The sequence below is a fragment of the Kitasatospora sp. NPDC057738 genome, assembly GCF_042798815.1.
Taxonomy (GTDB): Bacteria; Actinomycetota; Actinomycetes; order Streptomycetales; family Streptomycetaceae; genus Kitasatospora; species Kitasatospora lactacystinica.
This window is the reverse complement of sequence record NZ_JBHVJT010000023.1, coordinates 1-23,889: the sequence shown is the minus strand read 5'-3', so window position 1 is coordinate 23,889 and position 23,889 is coordinate 1. Positions and strand designations below refer to the sequence as shown.

At 71.4% G+C, this 23,889-nt stretch carries 21 protein-coding genes and 1 rRNA gene; 17 read left to right on the top strand and 5 right to left on the bottom strand.

All coding sequences use genetic code 11. From position 1 onward, the window contains the following. Positions 1 to 136 precede the first annotated feature (136 nt). Positions 137 to 1,282, bottom strand: coding sequence for an MBL fold metallo-hydrolase (locus tag ACFVGO_RS15180; RefSeq protein WP_359911486.1), 1,146 nt, complete (start codon positions 1,280 to 1,282; stop codon positions 137 to 139). Between the two features lie 312 nt (positions 1,283 to 1,594). On the opposite strand from ACFVGO_RS15180, the gene fabG reads away from it, so the two are divergent. Next, positions 1,595 to 2,314: a 3-oxoacyl-[acyl-carrier-protein] reductase gene (fabG, locus tag ACFVGO_RS15175; RefSeq protein ID WP_380632120.1), complete on the top strand. Its 720-nt coding sequence runs from the start codon at positions 1,595 to 1,597 to the stop codon at positions 2,312 to 2,314. Positions 2,315 to 2,316: 2 nt separating this feature from the next. Further along, on the top strand, positions 2,317 to 3,084 hold the full coding sequence (gene fabI / locus ACFVGO_RS15170) for an enoyl-ACP reductase FabI (protein WP_359911482.1): 768 nt from the start codon (positions 2,317 to 2,319) through the stop codon (positions 3,082 to 3,084). Positions 3,085 to 3,326: 242 nt separating this feature from the next. Here the strand turns inward: fabI and ACFVGO_RS15165 are convergent, their stop codons facing one another. Next, positions 3,327 to 4,004, bottom strand: coding sequence for a FadR/GntR family transcriptional regulator (locus tag ACFVGO_RS15165; RefSeq protein WP_380632118.1), 678 nt, complete (start codon positions 4,002 to 4,004; stop codon positions 3,327 to 3,329). A 117-nt stretch (positions 4,005 to 4,121) separates the two neighbouring features. On the opposite strand from ACFVGO_RS15165, the gene ACFVGO_RS15160 reads away from it, so the two are divergent. From ACFVGO_RS15160 to ACFVGO_RS15150, 3 genes are all read left to right on the top strand, one after another. After that, positions 4,122 to 5,420: a CynX/NimT family MFS transporter gene (locus ACFVGO_RS15160; protein ID WP_380632188.1), complete on the top strand. Its 1,299-nt coding sequence runs from the start codon at positions 4,122 to 4,124 to the stop codon at positions 5,418 to 5,420. Between the two features lie 137 nt (positions 5,421 to 5,557). Then, positions 5,558 to 5,680 (top strand): SGM_5486 family transporter-associated protein, encoded by a 123-nt coding sequence (locus tag ACFVGO_RS15155; protein ID WP_359911473.1) that lies wholly within the window; start codon positions 5,558 to 5,560, stop codon positions 5,678 to 5,680. A 139-nt stretch (positions 5,681 to 5,819) separates the two neighbouring features. Continuing rightward, positions 5,820 to 6,347: a histidine phosphatase family protein gene (locus ACFVGO_RS15150; RefSeq protein WP_359911470.1), complete on the top strand. Its 528-nt coding sequence runs from the start codon at positions 5,820 to 5,822 to the stop codon at positions 6,345 to 6,347. 149 nt (positions 6,348 to 6,496) lie between these two features. Here the strand turns inward: ACFVGO_RS15150 and serB are convergent, their stop codons facing one another. Beyond that, positions 6,497 to 7,759 carry a phosphoserine phosphatase SerB gene (gene serB, locus ACFVGO_RS15145; RefSeq protein WP_380353183.1) on the bottom strand — a complete coding sequence of 421 codons (1,263 nt, stop codon included), beginning with the start codon at positions 7,757 to 7,759 and terminating at the stop codon, positions 6,497 to 6,499. 222 nt (positions 7,760 to 7,981) lie between these two features. Between serB and ACFVGO_RS15140 the strand changes: the two genes are divergently transcribed. The 3 genes from ACFVGO_RS15140 (at position 7,982) to ACFVGO_RS15130 (ending at position 12,636) form a co-directional block, all read left to right on the top strand. Next, the gene (locus ACFVGO_RS15140) at positions 7,982 to 10,603 is read left to right on the top strand and encodes an FHA domain-containing protein (protein ID WP_380632115.1); all 2,622 of its coding nucleotides are present in this window, start codon (positions 7,982 to 7,984) and stop codon (positions 10,601 to 10,603) included. Positions 10,604 to 10,889: 286 nt separating this feature from the next. Further along, positions 10,890 to 11,987, top strand: coding sequence for a GAF domain-containing sensor histidine kinase (locus tag ACFVGO_RS15135; RefSeq protein WP_380353200.1), 1,098 nt, complete (start codon positions 10,890 to 10,892; stop codon positions 11,985 to 11,987). Continuing rightward, positions 11,980 to 12,636: a response regulator gene (locus ACFVGO_RS15130; protein WP_380353187.1), complete on the top strand. Its 657-nt coding sequence runs from the start codon at positions 11,980 to 11,982 to the stop codon at positions 12,634 to 12,636. Before ACFVGO_RS15135 ends, ACFVGO_RS15130 begins: the two co-directional genes overlap by 8 nt. A gap of 1,024 nt (positions 12,637 to 13,660) precedes the next feature. Here ACFVGO_RS15130 and ACFVGO_RS15125 read toward each other — a convergent pair. Continuing rightward, positions 13,661 to 14,464 (bottom strand): hypothetical protein, encoded by an 804-nt coding sequence (locus ACFVGO_RS15125; RefSeq protein WP_359911458.1) that lies wholly within the window; start codon positions 14,462 to 14,464, stop codon positions 13,661 to 13,663. Between the two features lie 150 nt (positions 14,465 to 14,614). Here ACFVGO_RS15125 and ACFVGO_RS15120 point away from each other — a divergent pair, with 150 nt between their 5' ends. The 7 genes from ACFVGO_RS15120 (at position 14,615) to ACFVGO_RS15090 (ending at position 20,737) form a co-directional block, all read left to right on the top strand. Further along, on the top strand, positions 14,615 to 15,406 hold the full coding sequence (locus tag ACFVGO_RS15120) for an ABC transporter ATP-binding protein (RefSeq protein WP_359911455.1): 792 nt from the start codon (positions 14,615 to 14,617) through the stop codon (positions 15,404 to 15,406). Positions 15,407 to 15,526: 120 nt separating this feature from the next. Further along, positions 15,527 to 15,949: an NfeD family protein gene (locus tag ACFVGO_RS15115; RefSeq protein WP_359911452.1), complete on the top strand. Its 423-nt coding sequence runs from the start codon at positions 15,527 to 15,529 to the stop codon at positions 15,947 to 15,949. Positions 15,950 to 15,959: 10 nt separating this feature from the next. Beyond that, complete coding sequence (locus ACFVGO_RS15110; RefSeq protein WP_380632112.1) at positions 15,960 to 17,009, top strand: SPFH domain-containing protein; 1,050 nt, start codon at positions 15,960 to 15,962, stop codon at positions 17,007 to 17,009. Positions 17,010 to 17,192: 183 nt separating this feature from the next. Continuing rightward, positions 17,193 to 17,951, top strand: coding sequence for a sulfite exporter TauE/SafE family protein (locus ACFVGO_RS15105; protein WP_359911446.1), 759 nt, complete (start codon positions 17,193 to 17,195; stop codon positions 17,949 to 17,951). A 38-nt stretch (positions 17,952 to 17,989) separates the two neighbouring features. Continuing rightward, positions 17,990 to 18,169, top strand: coding sequence for a DUF1272 domain-containing protein (locus ACFVGO_RS15100; RefSeq protein ID WP_359911443.1), 180 nt, complete (start codon positions 17,990 to 17,992; stop codon positions 18,167 to 18,169). A 98-nt stretch (positions 18,170 to 18,267) separates the two neighbouring features. Further along, positions 18,268 to 18,573: a 4a-hydroxytetrahydrobiopterin dehydratase gene (locus ACFVGO_RS15095; RefSeq protein ID WP_380632109.1), complete on the top strand. Its 306-nt coding sequence runs from the start codon at positions 18,268 to 18,270 to the stop codon at positions 18,571 to 18,573. A 118-nt stretch (positions 18,574 to 18,691) separates the two neighbouring features. Next, positions 18,692 to 20,737 carry a PQQ-binding-like beta-propeller repeat protein gene (locus ACFVGO_RS15090; RefSeq protein ID WP_380632107.1) on the top strand — a complete coding sequence of 682 codons (2,046 nt, stop codon included), beginning with the start codon at positions 18,692 to 18,694 and terminating at the stop codon, positions 20,735 to 20,737. A gap of 153 nt (positions 20,738 to 20,890) precedes the next feature. On the opposite strand, the gene ACFVGO_RS15085 is transcribed toward ACFVGO_RS15090, so the two are convergent. Further along, positions 20,891 to 21,421, bottom strand: a complete 531-nt coding sequence (locus ACFVGO_RS15085) for an HNH endonuclease (RefSeq protein WP_359911434.1) — start codon at positions 21,419 to 21,421, stop codon at positions 20,891 to 20,893. Between the two features lie 292 nt (positions 21,422 to 21,713). Here ACFVGO_RS15085 and tyrS point away from each other — a divergent pair, with 292 nt between their 5' ends. Together tyrS and ACFVGO_RS15075 are read left to right on the top strand one after the other, a co-directional pair. Next, positions 21,714 to 22,982, top strand: coding sequence for a tyrosine--tRNA ligase (gene tyrS, locus ACFVGO_RS15080; RefSeq protein ID WP_359911503.1), 1,269 nt, complete (start codon positions 21,714 to 21,716; stop codon positions 22,980 to 22,982). Positions 22,983 to 23,612: 630 nt separating this feature from the next. After that, a 16S ribosomal RNA gene (locus ACFVGO_RS15075) occupies positions 23,613 to 23,889 on the top strand; the annotation flags it as partial.

Genomic DNA, 23,889 nt, shown 5'->3' with positions numbered 1-23,889 from the left:
CGGCCAGCGCATTTCCACCGGTGCGCCGCGGTTCGGCCGGGACGGTCCGGCCGCCGGGGCCCGTCCTCCCGGCGCGCCCGTCCGCCCTTCCGGCGTGCCCTCCCGGCGTGCCCTCCCGGCGCGCCCGCGAGAGCCGTCAGCCGACGGTCTCCCACCAGCCGTCCAGCTCCGGCGGGTTGTCGACGTCGACCCGCTCGCCGGGGCGCGGCACGACCAGCGGGACGGCCTGCTCCTTGGCGGCCTTCACCAGTCGCTCGATCGGCTCCGCCCACGGGTGCAGGCCCAGGTTGAAGGTGCACCAGTGGACGGGCACCAGCAGGCCGGCGGCCAGGTCCCGGTGCGCGAGGACGGCGTCCTCGGGGGTCATGTGGATGTCCGCCCAGGCGGCGTCGTAGGCGCCGATCTGGACCAGTGCGGCGTCGAACGGGCCGTGCTGGCCGCCGATCCGGGCGTAGCCCTCGAAGTAGCCGGAGTCGCCGGTGTAGAAGACCTTGCGGTTCGGGCCGGCGACCACCCAGGAGCCCCACAGGGTGGTGTTGCGGGTCAGCCCGCGGCCGGAGAAGTGGTGCGCCGCGGTGAGGGTGAGCACCAGGTCGCCCAGGGTGCAGGTCTCGTCCCAGTCCAGTTCGATGATCCGGTGCTCGGGGACGCCCCAGCGGCGCAGGTGGGCACCGATGCCGAGCGGCACCGCGAAGGGCGCGGACTGGCTGCGCACCAGGCGCTTGACCGTCGCCATGTCCAGGTGGTCGTAGTGGTCGTGCGAGATCAGCACCGCGTCGACCTGCGGCAGCTCCTCCAGCTCCACCGGCACCGGGTGCAGCCGCTTGGGGCCGACGTGCGCGGCGGGGGAGCAGCGGTCGCTCCAGATCGGGTCGAGCAGCACCCGGAAGCCCTCGATCTCCACCAGGGCGGAGGCGTGCCCGTACCAGGTGACCTCCACGCCCTCGGCGGCCGGCCCGGGCGGGGAGACGGGGCGGACGGTCGGCACCGGACGGGCGGGGACGCGGCCGGCCCGCTCGAACAGCATCCGGCGGGCGGCGGCGCCGTCGAAGCCGGGGGCGCCGGCCGTGCGGGCGAGGGTGGAGGGCGCGTTGTGGAAGACGCCGTCGCGGTACTGCGGGGAGTTGCGCACCCGTTCCTCGCGCTCGCCGTCCGGCCGTCGCCCGAACGCGGCCGGCAGGTCGCGCAGCGCCCAGGCGGCCGTGCCCAGGCCGGCCGCCAGGGCGGTGAGGGCCAGCAGTCGTCCGCGTCGGTGGGTGCTCCCGGGCCGTGCCATGGTCATCCGCTCTGCCTTCGTCGCTCGCCGGGATGGTCGGGGATCGGTACGGCCGCTCCCGGGCCGGACCGCACCACGGGGGCAACGGGTGCGCCCGTCCGTGTTGTTCCCGTACAGTCGCCCCGATCCGGGCAGCGCCGGGGCCTGGGAGATGTCCGCCGCCGGGACGGTACGAGCGGGCACGGATTGTCGGATTGCGACAGATCCGCCGGGGAGGCGCTGTGGGAGCCCGATGCGCCGCCGCCGCCGACCGCCCGATAGCGTCACACTGCGTACGCATTCCGACGTACGTGCTCACACACGGAGAGAGGTGGATCGTTGAGCCGCTCGGTTCTCGTCACCGGAGGAAACCGGGGCATCGGCCTCGCGATCGCCCAGGCCTTCGCCGAAGCGGGCGACAAGGTGGCCATCACCAGCCGCTCGGGTGAGGTGCCCGAAGCGCTGGCCAAGTACGACGTCCTCGCGGTCCGCTGCGACATCACGGACGCCGCGCAGGTCGACGCCGCCTTCACCGACATCGAGCAGAAGCACGGCGCGGTCGAGGTGCTGGTCGCCAACGCGGGCATCACCAACGACACCCTGCTGCTGCGCATGTCCGAGGAGGACTTCACCTCCGTCGTCGACACCAACCTGACCGGCACCTTCCGGGTGGTCAAGCGCGCCTCCAAGCTGATGATGCGTGCCCGGAAGGGCCGTGTCGTGCTGATCTCGTCCGTGGTGGGCCTGTCCGGCTCCCCGGGCCAGGCCAACTACGCCGCCTCCAAGGCCGGCCTGGTCGGCTTCGCCCGGTCGCTGGCGCGCGAGCTCGGCCCGCGCAACATCACCGTCAACGTGGTCGCCCCCGGCTTCGTCGACACCGACATGACCGCCGTGCTCAGTGACGAGCGCCGCGCGGAGATCGTCTCGGGCGTGCCGCTGGGCCGCTACGCGGCGCCCGCCGAGGTCGCCTCCACCGTGCGGTTCCTCGGGTCGGACGAGGCCGCGTACATCACTGGAGCCGTCATTCCCGTCGACGGCGGATTGGGCATGGGTCACTGATCATGAGCGGAATCCTCGAAGGCAAGCGGATCCTGATCACCGGTGTGCTGATGGAGTCCTCCATCGCCTTCCACACCGCCAGGCTCGCGCAGGAGCAGGGCGCGGAGATCATCCTCACCGCCTTCCCGCGCCCGAGCCTGACCGAGCGGATCGCCAAGAAGCTGCCGCACCCGGTCAAGGTGCTGGAGCTGGACGTCTCCAACCCGGAGCAGCTGGCCGGCATCGCCGACCAGGTCCGCGAGCACCTGCCGACCCTGGACGGCATCGTCCACTCGATCGGCTTCGCGCCGCAGGACGCGCTGGGCGGCAGCTTCCTGGACACCCCGTGGGAGTCCGTGGCCACCGCGATGCACGTCTCCGCGTACTCGCTGAAGTCGCTGACCACGGCGCTGCTGCCGCTGATGCAGGACGGCGGCTCGGTGGTCGGCCTGACCTTCGACGCGCAGTTCGCCTGGCCGCAGTACGACTGGATGGGCCCGGCCAAGGCCGCCCTGGAGTCGACCAACCGCTACCTGGCGCGCTACCTGGGCGAGCGGGACATCCGCTGCAACCTGATCTCGGCCGGTCCGATCGGCTCGATGGCCGCCAAGTCCATCCCGGGCTTCGGCGACCTGGCCGACACCTGGAACCACCGCTCCCCGCTGAAGTGGGACCTGAGCGACCCGGAGCCGGCCGGCCGCGGCATCGTCGCGCTGCTGTCGGACTGGTTCCCGAAGACCACCGGCGAGATCATCCACGTCGACGGCGGTCTGCACGCCATCGGCGCCTGACGCTCCGCCCGTACGCCGCTGCCCGGCCCTCCCTCGCGGAGGTGCCGGGCAGCGGCGTTTCGTGCTTCGTTCGGCCAGGGTGCTTCGTTCGGCCGGGGTTCTTCGTTCGGCCGGGCTTCTCGGGAAGGGGGCTTTCGGGAGGGACCTCCTGAGCGTGGCTTCCTGAGCGTGGCCTTCCGGGAGGGGCCTTCCGGGAGTGGCCTCCTGGGACGGGGCGGCCGGGGTGTCGGGCCGGTGGGCGGTCAGGCCTCGGTCAGGGCGCAGCCACCGGGGGCGGCGCGGCCGGCCTCGACGGCGGCGCGCTCGACGTCACCGGCCCGGATCGCCTCCAGGATGGCCTGGTGGCCGATGTAGCGCTCCGCGATCAGCTCGGGGCCGACGTCGTGCCGCAGGAGCTCGCGGGTGGCCTCGCCGAGGTCGGCGTAGACGGCGAGCAGGACGTCGTTGTGGGCGGCGGCCACCACGGCCTGGTGGAAGGCGGCGTCGGCCTGGACGAAGTCCTCGGCGCCGCCGGAGTGCCAGGCGGCCTCCCGGCGGGCCAGCGCGCCGTCCAGCAGCTCCAGGTCGTGCGCGGTGCGGCGGCGGGCGGCGAGGGCCGCCGCCGAGGTCTCCAGCGCCGAACGGAGCTCGGCGACCTGGCCCTGGTCGGCGTCGGCGAAGCGGCGGTGCATCACTCCGGCCAGCTCGCTGGTGGCTAGCACGTACGTGCCGGAGCCCTGCCTGATGTCGAGCAGTCCGTTGTGGGCGAGGGCGCGGACGGCCTCGCGGACGGTGTTGCGGGCGACGCCGAGCTGCTCGACCAGGGCGGCCTCGGTGGGGATGCGCGAGCCGACCGGCCACTCCCCGGACGTGATCTGGGCACGCAGCTGTGCGATCACCTGGTCGGACAGCGGGGTGCGCCTCGGCGAGGACAGCGCCACGGGGGACTCCTTGACGGCTACGGCTCGGATGGGGCCTGGGTGGGAAGTGGCCGGACGATGAACGGTCGGCACATCATGCCAATTCCAAGGTGCATCAATTCATCCCATCATTCTATGATGCTGTCCATGCCCGCAGCAGACACCACCGCTTCCGCCCGGACCGAGAGCCGGACACCGACCGCCGAGCAGCCCGCCGCCTCCGGCTCGGCCAAGTACCTGGGCTGGCTGTTCGCCGTCGCGATCGCCGCCGCCGCCTTCAACCTGCGCCCCGTGGTCACCAGCCTCGGGCCGCTGCTCAAGCAGGTCCGCGACGACCTCGGGATGAACCCGACGCTCGCCGGGCTGCTCACCGCCGTCCCGTCGCTGTGCTTCGGGCTGTTCGGCTTCGCCGCGCCCGCGGCGGCCCGTCGGATCGGTCCGATCGCGGTCGTCACGGCGGGCATGGGCGCCATCACGGCGGGCGTGCTGGCCCGCTCGTTCGCCGGGGGCACTGCCGTGTTCCTGCTGCTCACCGCCCTCGCCCTGGCCGGGGTGGCGGTCTCCAACGTGCTGCTGCCGGTGGTGATCAAGCGGTACTTCCCGGACAAGGTCGGGCCGATGATCGGCCTCTACTCGATGGCGCTGTCCGCCGGCACCGCGCTGGCTGCGGCCGTCACCGTGCCGCTGACCAAGTCGCTCGGCGGCGACTGGCGCTACGGCCTGGGTGTCTGGGCCGTCCTGGGAGCGCTCGCCCTGGGGCTCTGGCTGCTGGTGCTGATCGCCAAGCGGGAGCGCGGCGAGCGGGCCGCCGGCGCAGCGGCCCCCGTCCGGCTGCCGATCACCCGCAGCCGGACCGCCTGGGCGCTGGCCGGGTACTTCGGCCTCCAGGCCACCGGCGCGTACGTGGTCATGGGCTGGATGTCGCAGATCTTCCAGGACGCCGGCATCGGCGAGGGCACCACCGGGGTGCTGCTCGCGGTCACCATGGTGATCGGCGTGCCGGTCTCCTTCGTGCTGCCCAACCTGGCCGCACGGCGCGGCGACCAGCGGCTGTTCGTGGTCGTGCTGGCCTGCTGCGGCATCGCCGGGTACGCGGGGCTGGCACTCGCCCCGGCCGGGGGCGCCTGGCTCTGGGCGGTCCTGCTGGGCCTGTCCAACTGCGCCTTCCCGCTGGTGCTGACCATGATCGGACTGCGGGCCCGGTCGGCGGGCGGGGTCGCGCAACTCTCCGCCTTCGCCCAGGGCATCGGATACCTGGTGTCCATCCCGGGCCCGATCCTGGTCGGCTGGCTCTACGGGGCCACCGGTGAGTGGTACTGGCCGCTGGGCTTCCTGTCGCTGCTGCTGGTTCCGCAGATGCTGTTCGGCCTGCGCGCCGCGCGGGCCCGGCACATCGAGGACGAGGCGGTGCGCCCGGCGGAGCGGGCCGAGGCCTGACAGCCTGACGCTGAGCGGCCGCACGCGGCGGTGCGGCCCGGGGCCCGGGGCCCGGGCCCGACGGCCAAGGTCAAGGCCCGGCCAAGGGGGTGGGGCCAGCTGACGGCGGGCGTGTTCGGGATGGGAGAATTCCGGACATGCCCGTTCTCGATCCCAATCCCACCGACGGCCGCAAGCAGCTCGGCCGCATCGCCCTCGCCTTCTCCGCCATCGTGGTGCTGGTGGCGCTCATCGCCACCGTCGCGGCCTCGATCGGCTGACGGACGCCTCTGCGCCCCTGCGCCCGTACTCCACCCGACGCTCCGGTGAACGGGACACGGTGACACTCGTCGTCCCTCGGAGTGGCGGCGTCCGGGAGCATCGCGCCGCCGGGCCGCTTTTCTGCCAAGCTTGCTGGGTATGAGCGCCGACACGCCCCGCAGGATCATCGTTCTCCGCCATGCCAAGGCCGACTGGCCGAACGGCGTGGACGACCACGACCGGCCGCTGGCCGACCGGGGCCGTCACCAGGCCCCGGACGCCGGCCGCTGGCTGGTCGACTCCGGCATCAACCCCGACTACGTGGTCTGCTCCACCGCGCTGCGCACCCGAGAGACCTGGAAGCTGGCGGTGCACGAGCTGCCGCAGCGGCCCCTCAAGACCGTCTACGAGGAACGGGTCTACGAGGCGAGCCCCGGCGAGATCATCGCCGTGCTCCAGGAGACCCCGGAGGAGTACTCGGACGTGGTGCTGGTCGGTCACAACCCGGGTGTGCTGGGTCTGACCCAGGTGCTGGCCGGGGACGCGGGCGACCGGGACGCGCTGGAGCGGCTGCGGCTCGGTGGCTTCCCGACGGCGGCGATCGCGGTGCTCAGTTTCAGCGGCTCCTGGAAGGGCGTCGAGCCGGGCGTGGCCGAGCTGGTCTCGTACCACACGCCGCAGGACTGACCCCGGGAACACAGGTGAGGGGCGCGCGGATGCGATCCGCGCGCCCCTCGTCTGTGTCCGCAGGCCGTACCGGTCCGTGTCCGCGGGCCGGGCGCCCTCCTCGGGCTGTTCCTCGGGCCTCACTCCACCGGCCGTTGCCGGGCCGGCTCCTAATCGGTCTCGGTCGGGGTGCCGTGCAGCGCGTCGGCTGCCTCGACCTCCTCACGGGTGATGCCCAGCAGGTACAGCACGGTGTCCAGGAACGGCACGTTCACCGCGGTGTCGGCGGCCTCGCGCACCACCGGCTTGGCGTTGAACGCCACCCCGAGGCCGGCCGCGTTCAGCATGTCCAGGTCGTTGGCGCCGTCGCCGATCGCCACCGTCTGCTCCAGCGGCACCTTCGCCTGCTCGGCGAAGCGGGCCAGCCAACGGGCCTTGCCCGCCCGGTCCACGATCTCGCCGACCACCCGGCCGGTGAACCTGCCGTCCACCACCTCCAGGGTGTTCGCGGCCGCGAAGTCCAGGCCCAGCTGCTCCACCAGGTGGTCGGTGACCTGGGTGAAGCCGCCGGACACCACCGCGACCTGGTAGCCGAGGCGCTGGAGCGTACGGATCAGGGTGCGCGCACCCGGTGTGAAACGGACCTCGGCGCGGACCTTCTCGGTCACCGAGGCGTCCAGCCCGGCCAGCAGCGCCACCCGGGCCCGCAGCGACTCGGCGAAATCCAGCTCGCCGCGCATCGCCGCCGCCGTCACCTCGGCGACCTCCTCCTCGCAGCCCGCGTGGGCGGCGAACAGCTCGATCACCTCGTCCTGGATGAGCGTGGAGTCGACGTCCATGACCACCAGGCGCTTGGCCCGGCGCTCCAGCCCGGCGGCGACCACCGCGACGTCCACCCGCTGGGTGGCCGCCTCCTGGGCCAGCGCGGCCCGCAGCTCGTCGGTGGCCACACCGGAGACGGCCAGCTCGACCGCCGTCACCGGATACTTGGCGAGCCGGAAGACACGGTCGATGTTGCCCCCCGAGGCGGTGATCCGGGAGGTGAGCGCGGAGACGGCGGCGGCGGTCAGCGGATTGCCGAGCACCGTGACGTGCGAACGGCCCTCACGACGCGGCCGGTTGTCACCGATGCCGGAGAGGATCTCGGCCTGGAGCTTCTGCTCGTCGGCCCAGCGGTGGACGGTGGCCCGCAGCCCACCCTCGGCGGCGGGTACGGGGGGCGGGGTGACCAGCGCGCAGAGCGTGATGCGGCCACGGGTCACGACCTGCTCGATGTCGATGACGTCGACGCCGAAGCCGGCCAGCGTCGCGAAGAGGCCGGCAGTGATGCCGGGGCGGTCCTTGCCGAACACCTTGACGAGCAGGGTGCGCTCGTCCGCGGTCCGGTGCTGGGCGGCGGGGAGGGGCTCAGCGGCCAGGGGCGATGCGTTCATGGTGCCTCCCACGCTACCGGGCGCCCGACGGCCCGGGGGCACCCGTCCCACCTCGCGGGACGGCGCGGTCCGGGGTCGGTAGCAGCCTGGTCACAGTCGCCCGGGCCGACTTTCACCGGCGGTCGGCGGGCTGGAATGATTCCCCCCGTCAGTCAGAGAAACATCGCAGCCCCGGCCGGGGGCCACAATTCGGGGGAACCGAGAGAGCGGGGCAGGCGAGCAGTGCCGCAACTCGTCATTGAGATCAACGGACAGCAGCGGACTCTGGAGCCCGGGCGGTCCTACACCATCGGGCGCAACCCTCAGTCGGACTTCCCGTTCGAGGACGCCAGGGTCTCCTGGCAGCACGGGACCATGAGCTTCAACGGCAGCGGTTGGCAGCTGGACGACCACGGCAGCACCAACGGAACGTACGTGGCCGGGGCCCGCACCCTGCAGGCCCAGCTGTTCCCCGGTGCCGTGGTCAACCTGGGCAACCCGGAGAACGGCCCCCGGCTCGGCTTCTCCGCACCCGTGCACGCCGCCGCTCCGCAGGCGGCGGCTCCACAGGCCACCCCGATGCACGAGGCCGCCACCAGCCGAGGCCCGGTGCCCACGCCCCAGCAGCCCGCCCCGCAGCAGGGCTGGCCGCAGCAGGACCCGTACCAGCAGCCGCAGCAGCAGGCCTGGCCCGGGCAGTCGCAGGCCCAGCCGCCGTTCCCACAGCAGCAGTACGCGCCGCCGCAGGCCCAGTCGGCCCCGCCGCAGCCCCAGCCTCAGCACGGTGGCTTCCCGCAGCAGCAGGACTTCCCGGCCCCGCCGCAGCACGGTGGCGGCGGGCCGCAGCCGACCATCATCCGCAACCTGACGTCCTCGATGCGCACCGCCCGGATCGGTCGTGCGCTCGACAACGACATCGTGGTGTCCGACCTCCAGGTCTCCCGCCACCACGCCGAGCTGCGTCAGCTCCCGGACGGCCGCTACGAGATCGTCGACCTCGGCAGCCACAACGGCATCTTCCTCAACGGCCAGCGGGTGCAGCGTCAGCTGATGGGCCCGCAGGACCGGCTGACCGTCGGCCACTCCAGCTTCGTCCTGGTCGGCGACCAGCTGCAGGAGTTCGTCGACACCGGCGCGGTCTCCTTCTCCGCCCGCCACCTGACCGTCGAGGTCGACCACAAGGGCGGCAAGAAGGTCCTGCTCGACGACGTCAGCTTCGGCGTCCCGGAGAAGTCCCTGGTCGCGGTCATCGGCCCGTCCGGCTCCGGCAAGTCCACGCTGCTGCGCGCCCTCACCGGCTACCGCCCGGCCGACCGCGGCGAGGTCCTGTACGACGGCCGCAATCTCTACAAGCAGTTCGCCGAGCTCCGCTCGCGCATCGGCCTGGTGCCGCAGTCCGAGATCCTGCACCGCGAGCTCACCGTCCGGAAGGGCCTCAAGTACGCCGCCCAGCTGCGCTTCCCCGGCGACACCGAGGCGCGCGAGCGCGACGCCCGGATCGACGAGGTGCTGTACGAGCTGCGCCTGGACAAGCGTGCCGACAACAAGATCACCGCGCTCTCCGGCGGCCAGCAGAAGCGTGTCTCGGTCGCCCTGGAGCTGCTCACCAAGCCCTCGCTGATCTTCCTGGACGAGCCCACCTCGGGCCTCGACCCGGGCATGGACCGCGAGGTCATGCAGATGCTGCGCGGCCTCGCCGACGACGGCCGCACCATCCTGGTCGTCACCCACTCGGTGGCCGAACTCGCACTCTGCGACCGGCTGCTCGTGATGGCGCCGGGCGGCTCGGTGGCCTACTTCGGCCCGCCGGACGAGGCGCTGCACTTCTTCGGGTACGAGACCTGGGCGGACGTCTTCCAGGCCTTCGAGAACTACCCGGACCACGACTGGGCCGGCCGCTACCGCGGCTCGGTGCACTACCAGCAGTACTCCGCGCCCACCGTGGAGGCGGGCGAGGTGCAGCACGTCCAGGTCGCCCAGGAGGCCGTCAAGCCGCCGAAGCCGCAGAGCTGGGGCTCGCAGCTGTGGACGCTGATGCGCCGCTACATGTCGGTGCTCGCCTCGGACCGCGGCTTCCTCGCGCTGTCCGTGCTGCTGCCCGCCGTCATCGGCGCGGTCAGCGTGCTGATCCCCAACGAACCGGGGCTCGCACCCAACCCCAAGACACAGCTCCACCTCAACAGCGGCGCCGCGACGATCATGCTGATCCTGGCGATCGGCGCCTGCTTCTCCGGGGCGGCCAACTCGGTCCGCGAGTTGATCAAGGAGCGGGCGATCTACGAGCGGGAACGAGCCACCGGGCTCTCCCGCTCGGCGTACATGATGTCCAAGATCATCGTGCTGGGCTTCTTCAGCGTGATCCAGGGCGCCATCATCTCCGCCGTCGGCTTCCTGCCGCGCAAGCTCCCCGAGCACGGCCTGATCGTCAAGAACCTGCCGATCATCGAGATGACCATCGGCATGATCCTGCTGAGCTTCGCCGCGATGATGTTCGGCCTGATGATCTCCGCGCTGGTGAAGACCGCCGAGAAGACCATGCCGCTGCTGGTCATGTTCGCCATCGTCCAGGTCGTCTTCACCGGCTGCCTCTTCCAGATCTTCAGCAAGCCCGGACTGGAGCAGGTCGCCTGGCTGATGCCGGCCCGCTGGGGCACCGGCATCGTGTCCACCACGCTCGACCTGTCCGTGCTCATGGGCCCCTGGAACAAGGACTTCCAGAACCCCAACTACGACCCGCTCTGGAAGCACAGCGTCGCCCAGTGGGCGATCGACGCAGGTGTGCTGATCGTCATCTCCGTCGCCATCGGCGTCCTCGTGACCCGGCTCCAGCGCCGGCACGAGCCCGAGGTCATGCAGAAGGGCTGACCCCTTCTCCGACTCTCCGGCGGCAGGCCGAGGGGCGGCTCTCCCAGCAGGGAGGGCCGCCCCTCGGCGTTCCGGGCGCTTTCATGAGGCTCCGGGCGGGCCCTGCGGCCTAGGTCCCCGGACCCGGGCCCGGGGCGGCCGCGGACGGACGCGGCGGTCGCCGGGGCGGCGGTAGTTTGGCGGTATGTCCAGCACCACCGGAGACCACCGGACCCACCGGGGCCCGCTGCCCGCCTGCGAACCCTGCCTGTCCGGGATCGAGGCCGTCAGCCAGGCACTGCTCGCCATGAGCCGGCACCTGGAGGTCCGTGAGGTGCTGCGCCGCATCACCGCCTCCGCCAGGGGACTGCTCGGCGCCGAGTACGCGGCCCTGGGCGTGCCCGACGACCACGGGGGCTTCGCCCAGTTCGTGGTCGACGGTGTCACCGACGAGCAGTGGCGGGCGATCGGCCCGCTGCCCCGACAGCACGGTGTACTCGCCGTGATGCTGCACGAGACCGGCCCCACCCGGCTGGCGGACGTCCGCAAAGCACCCACCTTCGAAGGATGGCCCGCAGCCCACCCCGATATGGACGCCTTTCTGGGCATGCCGATCCTGGACACCGACGCGGCCGAGGACGAGCCGCAGGTGATGGGCGTCATCTTCCTCGCCAACAAGCGTGGCGGCGGCCTCTTCACCGATCACGACGAGGAACTCCTGCGGATCCTCGCCGCGCACGCGGCCCTCGCACTGTCCAACGCCCGACTGTACGAGCGCAGCCGCGAGCTCACGCTGGCCGGCGAGCGTGCCCGGATCGCCCACGACCTGCACGACGCCGTCTCGCAGAAGCTCTTCTCGCTCCGGCTCACGGCCAAGGCGGCCGCCAAGCTCGTCGACCGCGACCCCGTCCGGGCACGTGCCGAGCTCGCCGAGGTCGCCCGTCTCGCCGCCGAGGCAGCCGACGAACTGCGCGCGGTCGTCGTGGAGCTGCGTCCCGCAGCCCTGGAGGAGGACGGGCTCAGCGCCACTCTCGCCTCCCAGGTGCAGGTCCTGGACCGGGCGCACACCGCCGACGTCGCCTTCGCCGCCGACGGGGTCCGGGCGCTGCCGCCTGCCCAGGAGGCCGCACTGCTGAGAGTCGCCCAGGAGGCGCTGCACAACGCGCTGCGCCACTCCGGCGCCCGCAGGGTCACCGTCACCCTGGCAGGGACGCCTGCGCGCGGTGCGGTGCTGCGCGTGCACGACGACGGGCGCGGCTTCGATCCGGAGTCCGTCCGGCGAGCAGGCCGTCACCTCGGCTTGGCCTCTATGCGCGACCGCGCGGCCGCCGTCGGCGGAACACTCACCCTGGAATCGGCCCCCGGTCGGGGGACGCTCGTAGAGATGGAGGTCCCCGGTGCCTGAGAGCACACCGTCGATCCGAGTCCTGTTGGTCGACGACCACCAGGTGGTTCGGCGCGGGCTGCGCACTTTCCTGGAGGTCCAGGACGACATCGAGGTGGTCGGGGAGGCCGCCGATGGGGCGGAGGGTATTGACCGGGCCCGTGAGCTCGACCCCGATGTCGTCCTGATGGACCTCAAGATGCCCGGCGTCGACGGCATCGAGGCGCTGCGCACGCTCAAGGGCGAGGGCAGCCGCGCCCGGATCCTGATCGTCACCAGCTTCACCGAGCACCGCACGATGGTTCCCGCGCTGCGGGCCGGTGCGGCCGGTTACGTGTACAAGGACGTGGACCCGGAGGCGCTGGCCGGGGCGATTCGGTCGGTGCACGCCGGTCACGTTCTGCTCCAGCCCGAACTGGCCGAGGCACTGCTCGCCGACGACGGCCCGCGCGTTCCGCAGGGTCGAGGTGGCACGCTCACCGAGCGCGAGCGCGAAGTGCTCGGACACATCGCCGATGGCCGCTCCAACCGGGAGATCGCCCGCAGTCTGCACCTCTCGGAGAAGACGGTGAAGACCCATGTGTCCAACATCCTGATGAAGTTGGACCTGAGCGACCGCACCCAGGCGGCACTCTGGGCCGTTCGTCACGGCGAGGCCCGAGAGGGGTAGCGCGCCGGGGGCGCGACGTAGTGGCGCGGGCGCCGTGCCGATCGGCAGGTTCTCGGCCAGGCAGGGCGTCAAACGGTGGTCCAGCATGTGCCGTTCGGCAGGGTTGGCCCGAATTCAGGTGATCCATCGCCATTCGGCTGTGCCAGGCTGATCGCCGACACCGATCCCGAGGGAGGGCCGGATGAACGCGATGCGCAATCAGTGCGGGCCTGTCGTGCTGGCCCATGAGCTTGAGGTGACATGCCACCTGTTCGACGAGCCTCCGATGTCCGGGCCTGGGTCGCAGTCAACTGTCGAGGACGGGGGCCGAGGGCGGGCGCCAGGACGCCCCTTGTCCGGGTGTCAGGTGGCGAGGGCAGGGAATCGTGCAGCAGAGGACGTCGAGCGCAGAGCGAGGTTGGCCCGGGAGACAGCCCGAGACCGGGAGGCCTACGGGCCGGAGCTGCTGAGACGTCGACTGCAGATGCGGCGTTGGCAGTTCAACCTGGCACGGGAACGTGAACTGATCCCCGAGCCGGACCTCGACAACGGCACCTGGTCGGCGCTCGTCGAGGTACAGCTGAAGGCCCGCACCGAGGAGATCATCCTCGCGCTCGGCGCCGTGCCGCCCGTGGGGGCGGCCAAGGCGGCCACGGTGTTGGGCCACACCACAGGTCTGCTGGTGATCGCCGAGGACATCAGGCGGCTCGCCGCCGCAGGAGAGCTACGCCCCTGCGGCGGATACCGGGGCTGGCCGACCTACAGCCGGGAGGCCTTGGCCGCCGTCCCGTATGCCGTGGTGCAGCAGACTGTCACGGAGCGCATGCACAAGGCTGCGGCCACGGCACGGGCCGCGGCTGAGGCGCTGGAACGGAGACTCGCGGAGAGCTACTCGGCGGAGGAGGCAGCCGAAGTCCTGGGGTGGCCCCGGTGCCGGCTGGTGGCCACGACGGCGCAGGGAGGCCTGGCCGCCGGGCCCGACGGCAGATACCAGCGCGCCGAGGTGATCGCGCTCGCCACCGCCGACTCCGCGGCCCAGCACCTCTCAGCGATCGTCTCGCTCGTCCACGAGGGCGTTGTAGGCGGCGACCTGGGCGCGCCGGGCGGTGCGCCGCAGCGGGGCCAGGGCGGATTGGCGGGCCGCCATCTCGGAGGCGCTGACGGCAGCGCCGTGGCCGCCGGAGGCGATGGAGAGGAGGGCGGACACCTGGCGGGCCGACTCCAGGACACGGACAGCCCGGGGCGGGTACCCGGGAGCGAGCAGCTCGCTGTGGCCACGGCGGCGGTAGGCATCCAGGGCGCGCAAGGCCTCAGGTCCGGCGCCGGCCACGTCGAGGCGGGCGAGCATGACGGTCGCCTCCCGCAGCCCGTCAGCCAGTTCACGTTCGGCCTCGTGGAGCGACGGCACGTCCGCCGGAGGTGTGTCGTTGACCTCGGAACAACGCCACAGCACGGTGGCCGAGCGGTCGCCGGCCGGGCCGTACACCTCCACCTCCGGCACCAGCCCGAGCGGTGCACCCACGGCCAGGACGGCCTCGCCCGCACTCATGGCCTGCTCGTTGAAGGCCTTCGGACCGGTCAGCCCGAGCGGATGCCCGGCTGAGGGCAGCGCGAGACGCAGACCCTTCACGCCGAGCACCCGCAGCCGCCCCAGCGCCCAGGTCAGCCCGTGCTGCTCGCCGGGCTCGTCGCCGGGCAGCCCGGTGACCCGGTGGATCTCGTCCCGGCCCAGGACGGCCGTGGCGGCGTCGTCCGGCGGCACCAGGCCCGCCAGCAAGGCGTTGCCCCATGCGGTGAGCCGCCCCGAACGGGGCTCTTCGTACGGATTGTCGGCAGGAGTCACGAGCATCCGGCCAGCCTACGGAATCGGCGGTCATCCGCGTGGCGTAGGTTTGCCCATGCGTGTGCGGCGCACCCACCCCGTGCCCACCGGCTGCCGGAGTAGGCTCGCCGCCCGCACCGACGGCCGAGAATCTTGTTTTTTGGGGAAGGCGTAGGCATGAGCGACGTGCTGGAGCTGGTGGACGTATCCGTGGTCCGGGAGGGGCGCGCGCTGGTCGACCAGGTCTCGTGGTCCATCTCCGAGGGCGAGCGTTGGGTCATCCTGGGCCCGAACGGCGCCGGCAAGACCACGCTGTTGCAGATCGCCTCCTCGTACCTGTTCCCGACCTCGGGCAAGGTCACGGTGCTGGGTGAGAAGCTCGGCGAGATCGACGTCTTCGAGCTGCGTTCCCGGATCGGCCTGGCCGGCGCCGCCATGTTCGACAAGCTGCCGGCCGAGCAGACCGTGCTCCAGACCGTCCTCACCGCCGCGTACGGCATGACGGTCAGCTGGCAGGAGACCTACGAGCAGTCGGACGAGGTCCGCGCCCTCGCCCTGCTCGACCGCCTCGGCATGGCCAATCTCACCGACCGCAAGTTCGGCACCCTCTCCGAGGGCGAGCGCAAGCGCACCCTGATCGCCCGCGCCCTGATGACCGACCCCGAGCTGCTGCTGCTCGACGAGCCTGCCGCGGGCCTCGACCTCGGTGGCCGCGAGGACCTGGTCCGCCGGCTCGGCGCGCTCGCCCAGGATGAGTTCGCCCCGGCCATGGCGATGGTCACCCACCACGTCGAGGAGATCGCGCCGGGCTTCACCCACGTCCTGATGATCCGACAGGGGAAGGTGCTCACGGCCGGCCCGATCGACACCGAGCTGACCGCCCGTAATCTCTCCAAGTGCTTCGGCCTGCCGCTCACCCTGGAGCGGCACGGAGACCGCTGGTCGGCCCAGGGTCTGCCGCTGGGCTGAGGCCCCTTCGTCCGCTCATCCGGAAGGCCGTCGGAAACCGGTCGCACGCGCGACCGGTTTCCGCCCCTCGACCTGCGGGAACTGTCCGCTTCGAAGGCCTTCGCTCCCTAGGATGGACGTGTGGACAGCTGGATCTGGTGGCTCCTGGCCGCCGCAGGGCTCGGCATACCGTTGGTGCTCACCGCGATGCCGGAGTTCGCCATGTTCGCGGTCGGGGCGCTGGCCGCCGCCGTCGTGGCCGCGCTGGGCGGGGGAGTGGTCGCCGAGACCCTGACCTTCGTCGTCGTCTCGGTCGCACTGGTGGTCTTCGTCCGCCCGATCGCCTACCGGCAGCTTCAGAAGGGCCCGCAGGTCAAGATGGGCATCGAGGCGCTCCAGGGCGCCACCGCGGTCGTCGCGGAAACCGTCGACGGGGAGGGCGGGCGGATCAAGTTGAACGGTGAGATCTGGTCGGCCCGTGCGCTTCACCCGGGCCAGGTGTACCAGCCTGGACAGCAGGTCGACGTCGTCGAAATCCAGGGCGCGACCGCCCTGGTCGTCTAGGGGAGAGTCCGTGGAACCCGTCCTTATCGTTTTGGTCGTCCTGGTCGTGGTGGCCTTCATCGCGCTGATCAAGACGATCCAGGTCATCCCGCAGGCCAGCGCCGCGATCGTGGAGCGCTTCGGCCGCTACACCCGGACGCTCAACGCAGGGCTGAACATCGTCGTCCCGTTCATCGACCGCGTCCGCAACCGGATCGACCTGCGCGAACAGGTCGTGCCGTTCCCGCCGCAGCCGGTGATCACCCAGGACAACCTGGTCGTCAACATCGACACCGTCATCTACTACCAGGTGACCGACCCCCGCGCCGCGACGTACGAGGTCGCCAGCTACATCCAGGCGATCGAGCAGCTGACCGTCACCACGCTGCGCAACATCATCGGCTCGATGGACCTGGAGTCCACGCTGACCTCGCGAGAGGTCATCAACGCCGGCCTGCGCGGTGTCCTGGACGAGGCCACCGGCAAGTGGGGCATCCGGGTCAACCGTGTCGAGCTGAAGGCGATCGAGCCGCCGACCTCCATCCAGGACTCGATGGAGAAGCAGATGCGCGCCGACCGGGACAAGCGCGCCGCGATCCTCACCGCCGAGGGCCAGCGCCAGGCCCAGATCCTCAAGGCCGAGGGTGAGAAGCAGGCCGAGGTGCTCAAGGCGGAGGGTGAGGCGCAGGCCGCGGTCCTGCGCGCGGACGGTGAGGCGGCCGCGATCCGGACGGTCTTCGAGGCCATCCACGACGGCGACGCCGACCAGAAGCTGCTGGCCTACCAGTACCTCCAGACCCTGCCCGAGCTGGCCAAGGGCGACTCCAACAAGCTCTGGATCATCCCCAGCGAGGTCGGCGACGCACTCAAGGGCCTCGGCGGTGCCTTCACCGGCCTGACCGGCAACGGCGGGGTGAACGGCGGCGCGGTCGCGGCACCCAGTGTCCCGCAGACGATCCCGGCCGCCACCCAGGTGCCGTTGGACCCGGCGTCCGGCCCGCGGCCGGTGGACACCGAGAAGGGCGCCGCCCGTCCCCGGGTGGACCCGGCCCGGGAGTACCCGAAGATCGACCCGGAGTGATCGGTCGAACCGTGCTTCGCCGAGGGCCCGCTGCCGAGAGGTGGCGGGCCCTCGGCCTTTCACGGTGCCGAAGCGTACGTACCGGGCACTGTGGCGTGCGTCCCGAATCGTGGGCGGGTCTGGTCGGCCCGCAGGGCCGTCCGGCATGATCCCCTCGGACAGGACCGAGAGGAGAGGTGACCCATGACGCTCTGGGAGTCGATCGCCGTCCTGGTGGCCGGCGTCGGCGCCGGGATGATCAACGTGATCGTCGGCTCCGGCACGCTGATCACCTTCCCGGTCCTGCTCGCCGTGGGCATCCCACCGGTCACCGCCAATGTCTCCAACTCCTTCGGCCTGGTCCCCGGCTCGCTCAGCGGGGTGATCGGGTACCGCCGCGAGCTGGCCGACCAGGGGCGCCGCGTGCTGCGCATGGGCACCGCCTCCCTGCTCGGCGGGCTGCTCGGCGCGCTGCTGCTGATCAAGCTTCCGAGCGGGGCCTTCGACGCGATCGTCCCGGCGCTGATCCTGCTGGCGCTCGTCCTGGTGGTGATCCAGCCCCGGGTGGCCAAGGCCGTCGCCGCCCGCCGCCGCCCCGGCGGCGATCCGGACGGCAGCCCGGTACTGCTGGTCGGGGTGTTCCTGACCGGCATCTACGGCGGCTACTTCGGTGCCGCGCAGGGCGTGCTGCTGATGGCGCTGATGGGCATGCTGCTCCAGGAGGACCTCCAGCGGATCAACGCGGTGAAGAACGCCCTGGCGCTGATCGTGAACGCGGTCGCCGCGCTCTTCTTCCTCTTCACCTCGACCGTGAACTGGGCCGCCGCTGGTCTGATCGCGGCGGGTTCGCTGGTCGGAGGCCTGCTCGGGGCCAAGGTCGGCCGTCGTCTCCCGCCGACCGCGCTGCGCGTTGTCATCGTGGTGGTCGGCCTCGTGGCCGTCACCAAGCTGTTGTTGAGTTGAACGACCGTCAGACCGTATGCAGGTCGGAGGAGTACGCCATGGCCCTGGAGATGCGTGAGAGCTGCGAGCGCTGCGCGGTGTCGCTGACCGCGGACGGCCGCGCCTCGATATGTTCCTACGAGTGCACCTTCTGCCCGGACTGCACCGAGTCCATGGCCGCCACCTGCCCCAACTGCGGCGGCGAGCTGGTGGCCCGTCCGCGCCGGAAGGCCGCCTGACACCGGTTCCCGGGCGCCTGAACGGCCCGGAATCCCGGTTCCGGAGCTCCCCGGCCCCGGAGCGACGACCCACCGGACGACCCACCAGGAGTGCGGCGATGAGCAGCAGGGCGCGGCTGAACGAGGACGAGATCACGGCAGCCCTGGCGGCGCTGCCCCAATGGAAGCGGGAGGACGACAGCATCGCCCGTACCGCCGACGCGCCGGATTTCCCGGCGGCGATCCGGGTGGTCGTCTCCGTCGCCGAGCAGGCAGAGGCGCTCGACCACCACCCCGACATCGACATCCGCTGGCGAACCCTGCGCTTCCTCCTGTCCACCCACAGCGCCGGCGGCCTCACCGGGCTGGACTTCACCCTCGCCGCCCGGATCGACGAGGCCCTGCGCGTCGAGTCGGCGGCCTGACGCGGCACGGCCGAGGAGCCCGGGCCCGTCCGACCGAGGGCCCGGGCCGCCTCTCCGGGCAGGCGTGAGATGCTGACTGCCGCATCGGCAGGCAGATGGCTCGGGAGGGACGGAACGGATGGCGCAGGAGCCCTTCGGAGACGCCCACCCCCAACAGCCGTGGCCGTCCGAGGGCCACTCGGACTGGCAGAACGGCGGGCACAGCGGGTACTCCGAGCAGCAGCAGACGCCGGAGCAGCCATCGCAGTGGCAGCCGCAGCAGCAGGCGGGTTACGGCTCGGCCGAGTACGGGCAGCAGCCGCAGCTCGGCCAAGGCGGCTACGGGCACACCGGCTACGAGACCAGCTACGACACCGGCTACGGCCAGGCCGGTCATGACCAGGCCGGCTATGACCAGAGCGGTTACGACCACAGTGGATACGGTCGGACCGGCTATGTCGAGGGCGGCTACGTCCAGGGCCAGGATCAGGGCCACTACGGCGTTCAGGAGCAGTACCAGCCGTATCCGCAGTACCCGGACCACGCGCAGCCGCATCAGGCCGCCACACCGTACGCCGCCCCGCGGCAGCCCGCCGGGGAGGGCTTGTACGTCCCGGCCGGGGCGGAGTACTCGGCGGACGGCTACGTGCACCTCGAAGAGGCCGGGCAGGTGCCCGTGACCGTCCCGGAGCAGCCCGCGGAGACTTCTACGACGCAGGCCCCCGAGTCGCAGGCCGAGCCCGCCTCGCCGTCGCGGGCCTCCGCGCGCCGAGGTGCCGGCCGGGGCTCCGGTGCCCGTGCTGGCGCGGGCACCGGCGCGGCCTCCTCGCTCTCCGCCAAGGCACGGAAGGCCGCCGACGCGGTGCTGGCAGGGGATCACGTGCCCAGCCGCAAGGCCCTGCTGGTGCGGACCGGTGCCGGGGTGGCCGCGCTGGGAGTACTGGTGGCGGCGGGGCTGATGGTCGGGACCGAGGGCGGTGGCAGCGCGGCGGCGAGCAGCGGCGGTGAGCCGGGCTTCGCGGTGGCGCACACCAGGGCCTGGGCCGCGCAGCCTGCCGTGGCCGGTCCGGCCGGGGGCGACGACACGCTGATCGGCAGCTGGCTGCTGGCCGACGCGGTGGTCCGGGCCGACGGCTCCGGTGTCCGCGCGTACGACCGGGCGGGCGGCAAGCCGACCTGGTCGGTGGAGCCGCCGGCCGCCGGGGCCGTCCCGTGCGGGCTGTCGGCGGGAGTGAACCAGGCAGGCCTGGGCGCGGCGCTGTTCCGTCCGCAGGCCGATCCGAAGAGTCCCTGCACGTTGGTGTCCGCCGTGGACACCAAGACCGGCAGGACCGCGTGGACCAAGACCCTCTCGGACACGAAGGGCGCCTACTCGGCGCGGGTCGGTGTCACCGAGGACAAGGTGGTGGCCGTCGGCGACGACCGGGCGCTGGCCTGGGAGTCGGCCGACGGGAAGGACGTCTGGCAGTACACCGGCCAGGGCAAGTTCTGCACCCTGTCCGGCGGCGTCAGCGGAAGGACCGTGCTCGTCGCCTCCTCCTGCGCCGATTCGACCCCCGCCGACCAGGCCGTCGCGCTGAACATCGCGGACGGCAAGGTCGGCTGGTGGCGGGGCCTGAACAACCAGCCGAAGACGGTGACGGTGCTGTCCGCCGAGCCGTCCGTGGTCCTCACGACCGGCGGGAAGCCCGAGGACGACCGGGTGTTCGCCTGGGGCGCGGGCGGCGACCCGGCCGCCGAGATCCCGGTGGCCGTCGACGGCGGTCGGCTGGACGTCGCCCACGGTACGTTTTCGGCCACTCCTGGCGTCTACTTCGAGGGCCGGACGATGGTCACCACCCTGGAACCGCCGAACGGTGGCGGGCCGGTGGCCGCGGTCGGCTACGACCTGGACACCGGCAAGCAGCGCTGGAAGGTGCCGAGCGCCGCGAAGGGCGCCGTCCGGGCGGTCGGCATCGACGGCGGATCGCTGGTGCTCGCCGCCGACGAACGCCGTGACCAGCCCGCCCGTCTCAGCAGGTTCCCGCTGGCGGGCGGTCAGGAGGCGACCGGCGGTAACTTCCCGGCCGGCACCGGTTCACTGCTGATCTCCGGACGAGTGCTGATCGGCGGCGGACAGGTGGTCGTGGTGCCCGAGCACTCGACCAACTACGGCACGGCGGCGGGGTACCAGGCGAAGGACTGAGGCCTTCCGCCCCGCACCACGCCGGCGCGCCGCCCCACCCGCCGCCGTCCGAGCACTGAGGGTGTCCTCAGGTCGAGAACGTCGAGAGTGCTCCCGTTCCCCGGAACCGCCTCTCGCGAGCAGTCTCCCGCGAACCGTCTCCCGGCAATCGCCTCACGCCGCGGAGACGGGCCGGCCCGGTACGGCCGGCAGCCAGTCGGCGAGGTCCCGGACCTCCGAGCTGCGCAGACCGAGCGCCAGCATCAGACTGGCCTGCGGCGTCGGCTCGAACGGCCGCCGCAGCAGCTTCATCCCGGCCTGCTCCGGTGTGCGGTCCGCCTTGTGCTGGTTGTCCTCCGCGCACGCGGCGACGGTGTTCATCCAGCTGTCGGCACCACCGCGCGACCTGGGCTGGAGGTGGTCCACCGTGGTGGCCCGCCGGCCGCAGTACGCGCAGAGGTGCTGGTCCCGGGCCAGGACACCCCGCCGTGACCACGGAGCCTGTTGTCGGAACGGCACCCGTACGTACCGTTGCAGTCTGATCACCCGTGGCACCGGGACGGCCACGCCCGTCCCCCGGATCGAGCGCAGCGGATGCGCCTGCTCCACCACCGCCTTGTCCTGGAGCACCAGGACGACGGCGCGCTGGAGCGACACCGTCGTCAGGGGCTCGTAGCTCGCGTTCAGAACCAGCGTGTTGCGCACTCGGCACACCCTTCCCGCGGGCGTGCCACGGCGGCACGACCGTCTCCACACACGTCACTGCCGCCGCACGGCGGTGGAACCACTCTGAATGGGCCCACAGCCGTCGAACAACGGAATTTCCGGTATCGGGGGAGGGACCGGGAGAGCGGGCCGCCCAGCTCGATGGGGTGCCTCGGGGAAACTCGCTGGCCGGAACCGCGTAGGCTCTATCAGGCTGGAGTCGTACCGACCCGGAGCCCGACCGAACCGGGCCAGCACTGGGCGGACGCCCGATCGAAGGAGAAGCGTGACCGTGACGGACATCGTCGACGAGCTGCAGTGGCGTGGGCTGATCGCCCTGTCCACTGACGAGGACGCACTGCGCAAGGCGTTCGCGGACGGCCCGGTCACGTTCTATTGCGGCTTCGATCCGACGGCCCCCAGCCTGCACCTCGGCAACCTGGTGCAGATCCTCACCATGCGCCGCATCCAGCAGGCGGGGAACCTCCCGCTCGGCCTGGTCGGCGGTGCCACGGGCCTGATCGGCGACCCGAAGCCCACCGCCGAGCGCGTGCTCAACGACCCCGAGACGGTGGCCGGCTGGGTCGAGCGCCTGCGCGGCCAGATCTCGCGCTTCCTCGACTTCGAGGGCCCCTACGCGGCGCGCATGGTCAACAACCTGGACTGGACGTCCGGGATGTCGGCGATCAGCCTGCTGCGCGACGTGGGCAAGTACTTCCGGGTCAACAACATGATCGCCAAGGAGGCCGTCGCCCGGCGGCTCAACTCCGACGCGGGCATCAGCTACACCGAGTTCAGCTACCAGATCCTCCAGGGCATGGACTACCTGGAGCTGAACCGCCGCTACGGCTGCGCCCTGCAGACCGGCGGCAGCGACCAGTGGGGCAACCTGACCGCCGGCACGGATCTGATCCGCAAGGCCGACGGCAAGTCCGTCCACGCGCTGGCCACGCCGCTGATCGTCAAGGCCGACGGCACCAAGTTCGGCAAGACCGAGTCCGGTACGGTCTGGCTCGACCCCGAGCTGACCACCCCGTACGCCTTCTACCAGTTCTGGCTGAACGCGGACGATCGGGACGTCCCCAACTTCCTGCGGATCTTCAGCTTCCGCTCGAAGGAGGAGATCGAGGAACTGGAGCGCGAGACCACCGAGCGCCCCGCCGCCCGTCTCGCCCAGCGCGCCCTCGCCGAGGAGCTCACCACGCTGGTGCACGGCGCAGAGCAGTACGAGCGCGCGGTCGCCGCGTCCAAGGCGCTGTTCGGCCAGGGCGACCTCGCCGATCTGGAGGCCCCGACCCTGGCCGCCGCCCTGGCCGAGGTCCCGAAGGCCGAGGTGTCCGAGCTGCAGACGGTGGTCGACCTGCTGGTCGCCGTCGGTCTGTCGCCGAGCCGCTCGGCCGCCCGCCGGACGATCAAGGAAGGCGGTGCCTACCTCAACAACGTCAAGGTGACGGATGAGGAGGCCGTGCCGACCGAGGCCGACCTGCTGCACGGCCGCTGGCTCGTGCTGCGGCGCGGAAAGCGCAACCTGGCGGCGGCGGAGCTGGTCGCTGCCGGCTGACCGGCCGACGGGCTGGTCGACGGACTGGTCGACAGACCGGCCGGTTGAAGCTTGGCTGAAAACACACCTGCTCTGAGCTGCGTCTTTGAGCCCCGAGGGCCGGATCTGGACAGATCCGGCCCTCGACGTTTGACGATGTCCTCCAGGTGGCCTAGTGTTGAACGAGTCGCTGGAGCGGCCATCCCACTCAGCAAGACCCACTCTCACTCTGATCCCCATGAAAATGGGCTTCTTGGCATTCCCGCTGACCGAGTGAGCGTGAATTTCGGGTAGCACTCGGAATGAGCTAATGTGGGGGACGTCGCGAAAAGCGGAACCGGCCAGTTCGGGAAATTGGATGAATGAAACTCCGGAAAACGGAGCGGAAAACATCTGATAAGCTGGAAACACGAAAGAACGAAGCCCGGAGGGTCCGCTGGAAGGCGGTCCGAAGGAAGCGTCCGTTCCTTGAGAACTCAACAGCGTGCCAAAAGTCAACGCCAGATATGTTGACATCCCCGGCCTCAGGTTTCCTGGGGTTGGAGATTCCTTTTGAAACAAACACTAGCGAGGACGCAGTGCGCGGGGCCGCCCTATTCCGGTGGTTGCCGTGCCGCTCAACGCGGGTGTCGACCCGATTACGGGTAAACATTCACGGAGAGTTTGATCCTGGCTCAGGACGAACGCTGGCGGCGTGCTTAACACATGCAAGTCGAACGGTGAAGCCCTTCGGGGTGGATCAGTGGCGAACGGGTGAGTAACACGTGGGCAATCTGCCCTGCACTCTGGGACAAGCCCTGGAAACGGGGTCTAATACCGGATACGACCTTCCCCTGCATGGGGGTTGGTGGAAAGCTCCGGCGGTGCAGGATGAGCCCGCGGCCTATCAGCTTGTTGGTGGGGTAATGGCCTACCAAGGCGACGACGG

What these genes read in the sequence shown, in the direction of transcription:
- ACFVGO_RS15180 (WP_359911486.1), bottom strand. Translation starts at nt 1,282, where the DNA reads ATGACCATGGCACGGCCCGGGAGCACCCACCGACGCGGACGACTGCTG.
- ACFVGO_RS15125 (WP_359911458.1), bottom strand. Translation starts at nt 14,464, where the DNA reads ATGCTCGTGACTCCTGCCGACAATCCGTACGAAGAGCCCCGTTCGGGG.
- ACFVGO_RS15095 (WP_380632109.1), top strand. Translation starts at nt 18,268, where the DNA reads ATGAGCAGCAGGGCGCGGCTGAACGAGGACGAGATCACGGCAGCCCTG.
- ACFVGO_RS15160 (WP_380632188.1), top strand. Translation starts at nt 4,122, where the DNA reads ATGCTGTCCATGCCCGCAGCAGACACCACCGCTTCCGCCCGGACCGAG.
- ACFVGO_RS15150 (WP_359911470.1), top strand. Translation starts at nt 5,820, where the DNA reads ATGAGCGCCGACACGCCCCGCAGGATCATCGTTCTCCGCCATGCCAAG.
- ACFVGO_RS15100 (WP_359911443.1), top strand. Translation starts at nt 17,990, where the DNA reads ATGGCCCTGGAGATGCGTGAGAGCTGCGAGCGCTGCGCGGTGTCGCTG.
- fabI (WP_359911482.1), top strand. Translation starts at nt 2,317, where the DNA reads ATGAGCGGAATCCTCGAAGGCAAGCGGATCCTGATCACCGGTGTGCTG.
- serB (WP_380353183.1), bottom strand. Translation starts at nt 7,759, where the DNA reads ATGAACGCATCGCCCCTGGCCGCTGAGCCCCTCCCCGCCGCCCAGCAC.
- ACFVGO_RS15105 (WP_359911446.1), top strand. Translation starts at nt 17,193, where the DNA reads ATGACGCTCTGGGAGTCGATCGCCGTCCTGGTGGCCGGCGTCGGCGCC.
- ACFVGO_RS15135 (WP_380353200.1), top strand. Translation starts at nt 10,890, where the DNA reads ATGAGCCGGCACCTGGAGGTCCGTGAGGTGCTGCGCCGCATCACCGCC.
- ACFVGO_RS15090 (WP_380632107.1), top strand. Translation starts at nt 18,692, where the DNA reads ATGGCGCAGGAGCCCTTCGGAGACGCCCACCCCCAACAGCCGTGGCCG.
- ACFVGO_RS15120 (WP_359911455.1), top strand. Translation starts at nt 14,615, where the DNA reads ATGAGCGACGTGCTGGAGCTGGTGGACGTATCCGTGGTCCGGGAGGGG.
- ACFVGO_RS15155 (WP_359911473.1), top strand. Translation starts at nt 5,558, where the DNA reads ATGCCCGTTCTCGATCCCAATCCCACCGACGGCCGCAAGCAGCTCGGC.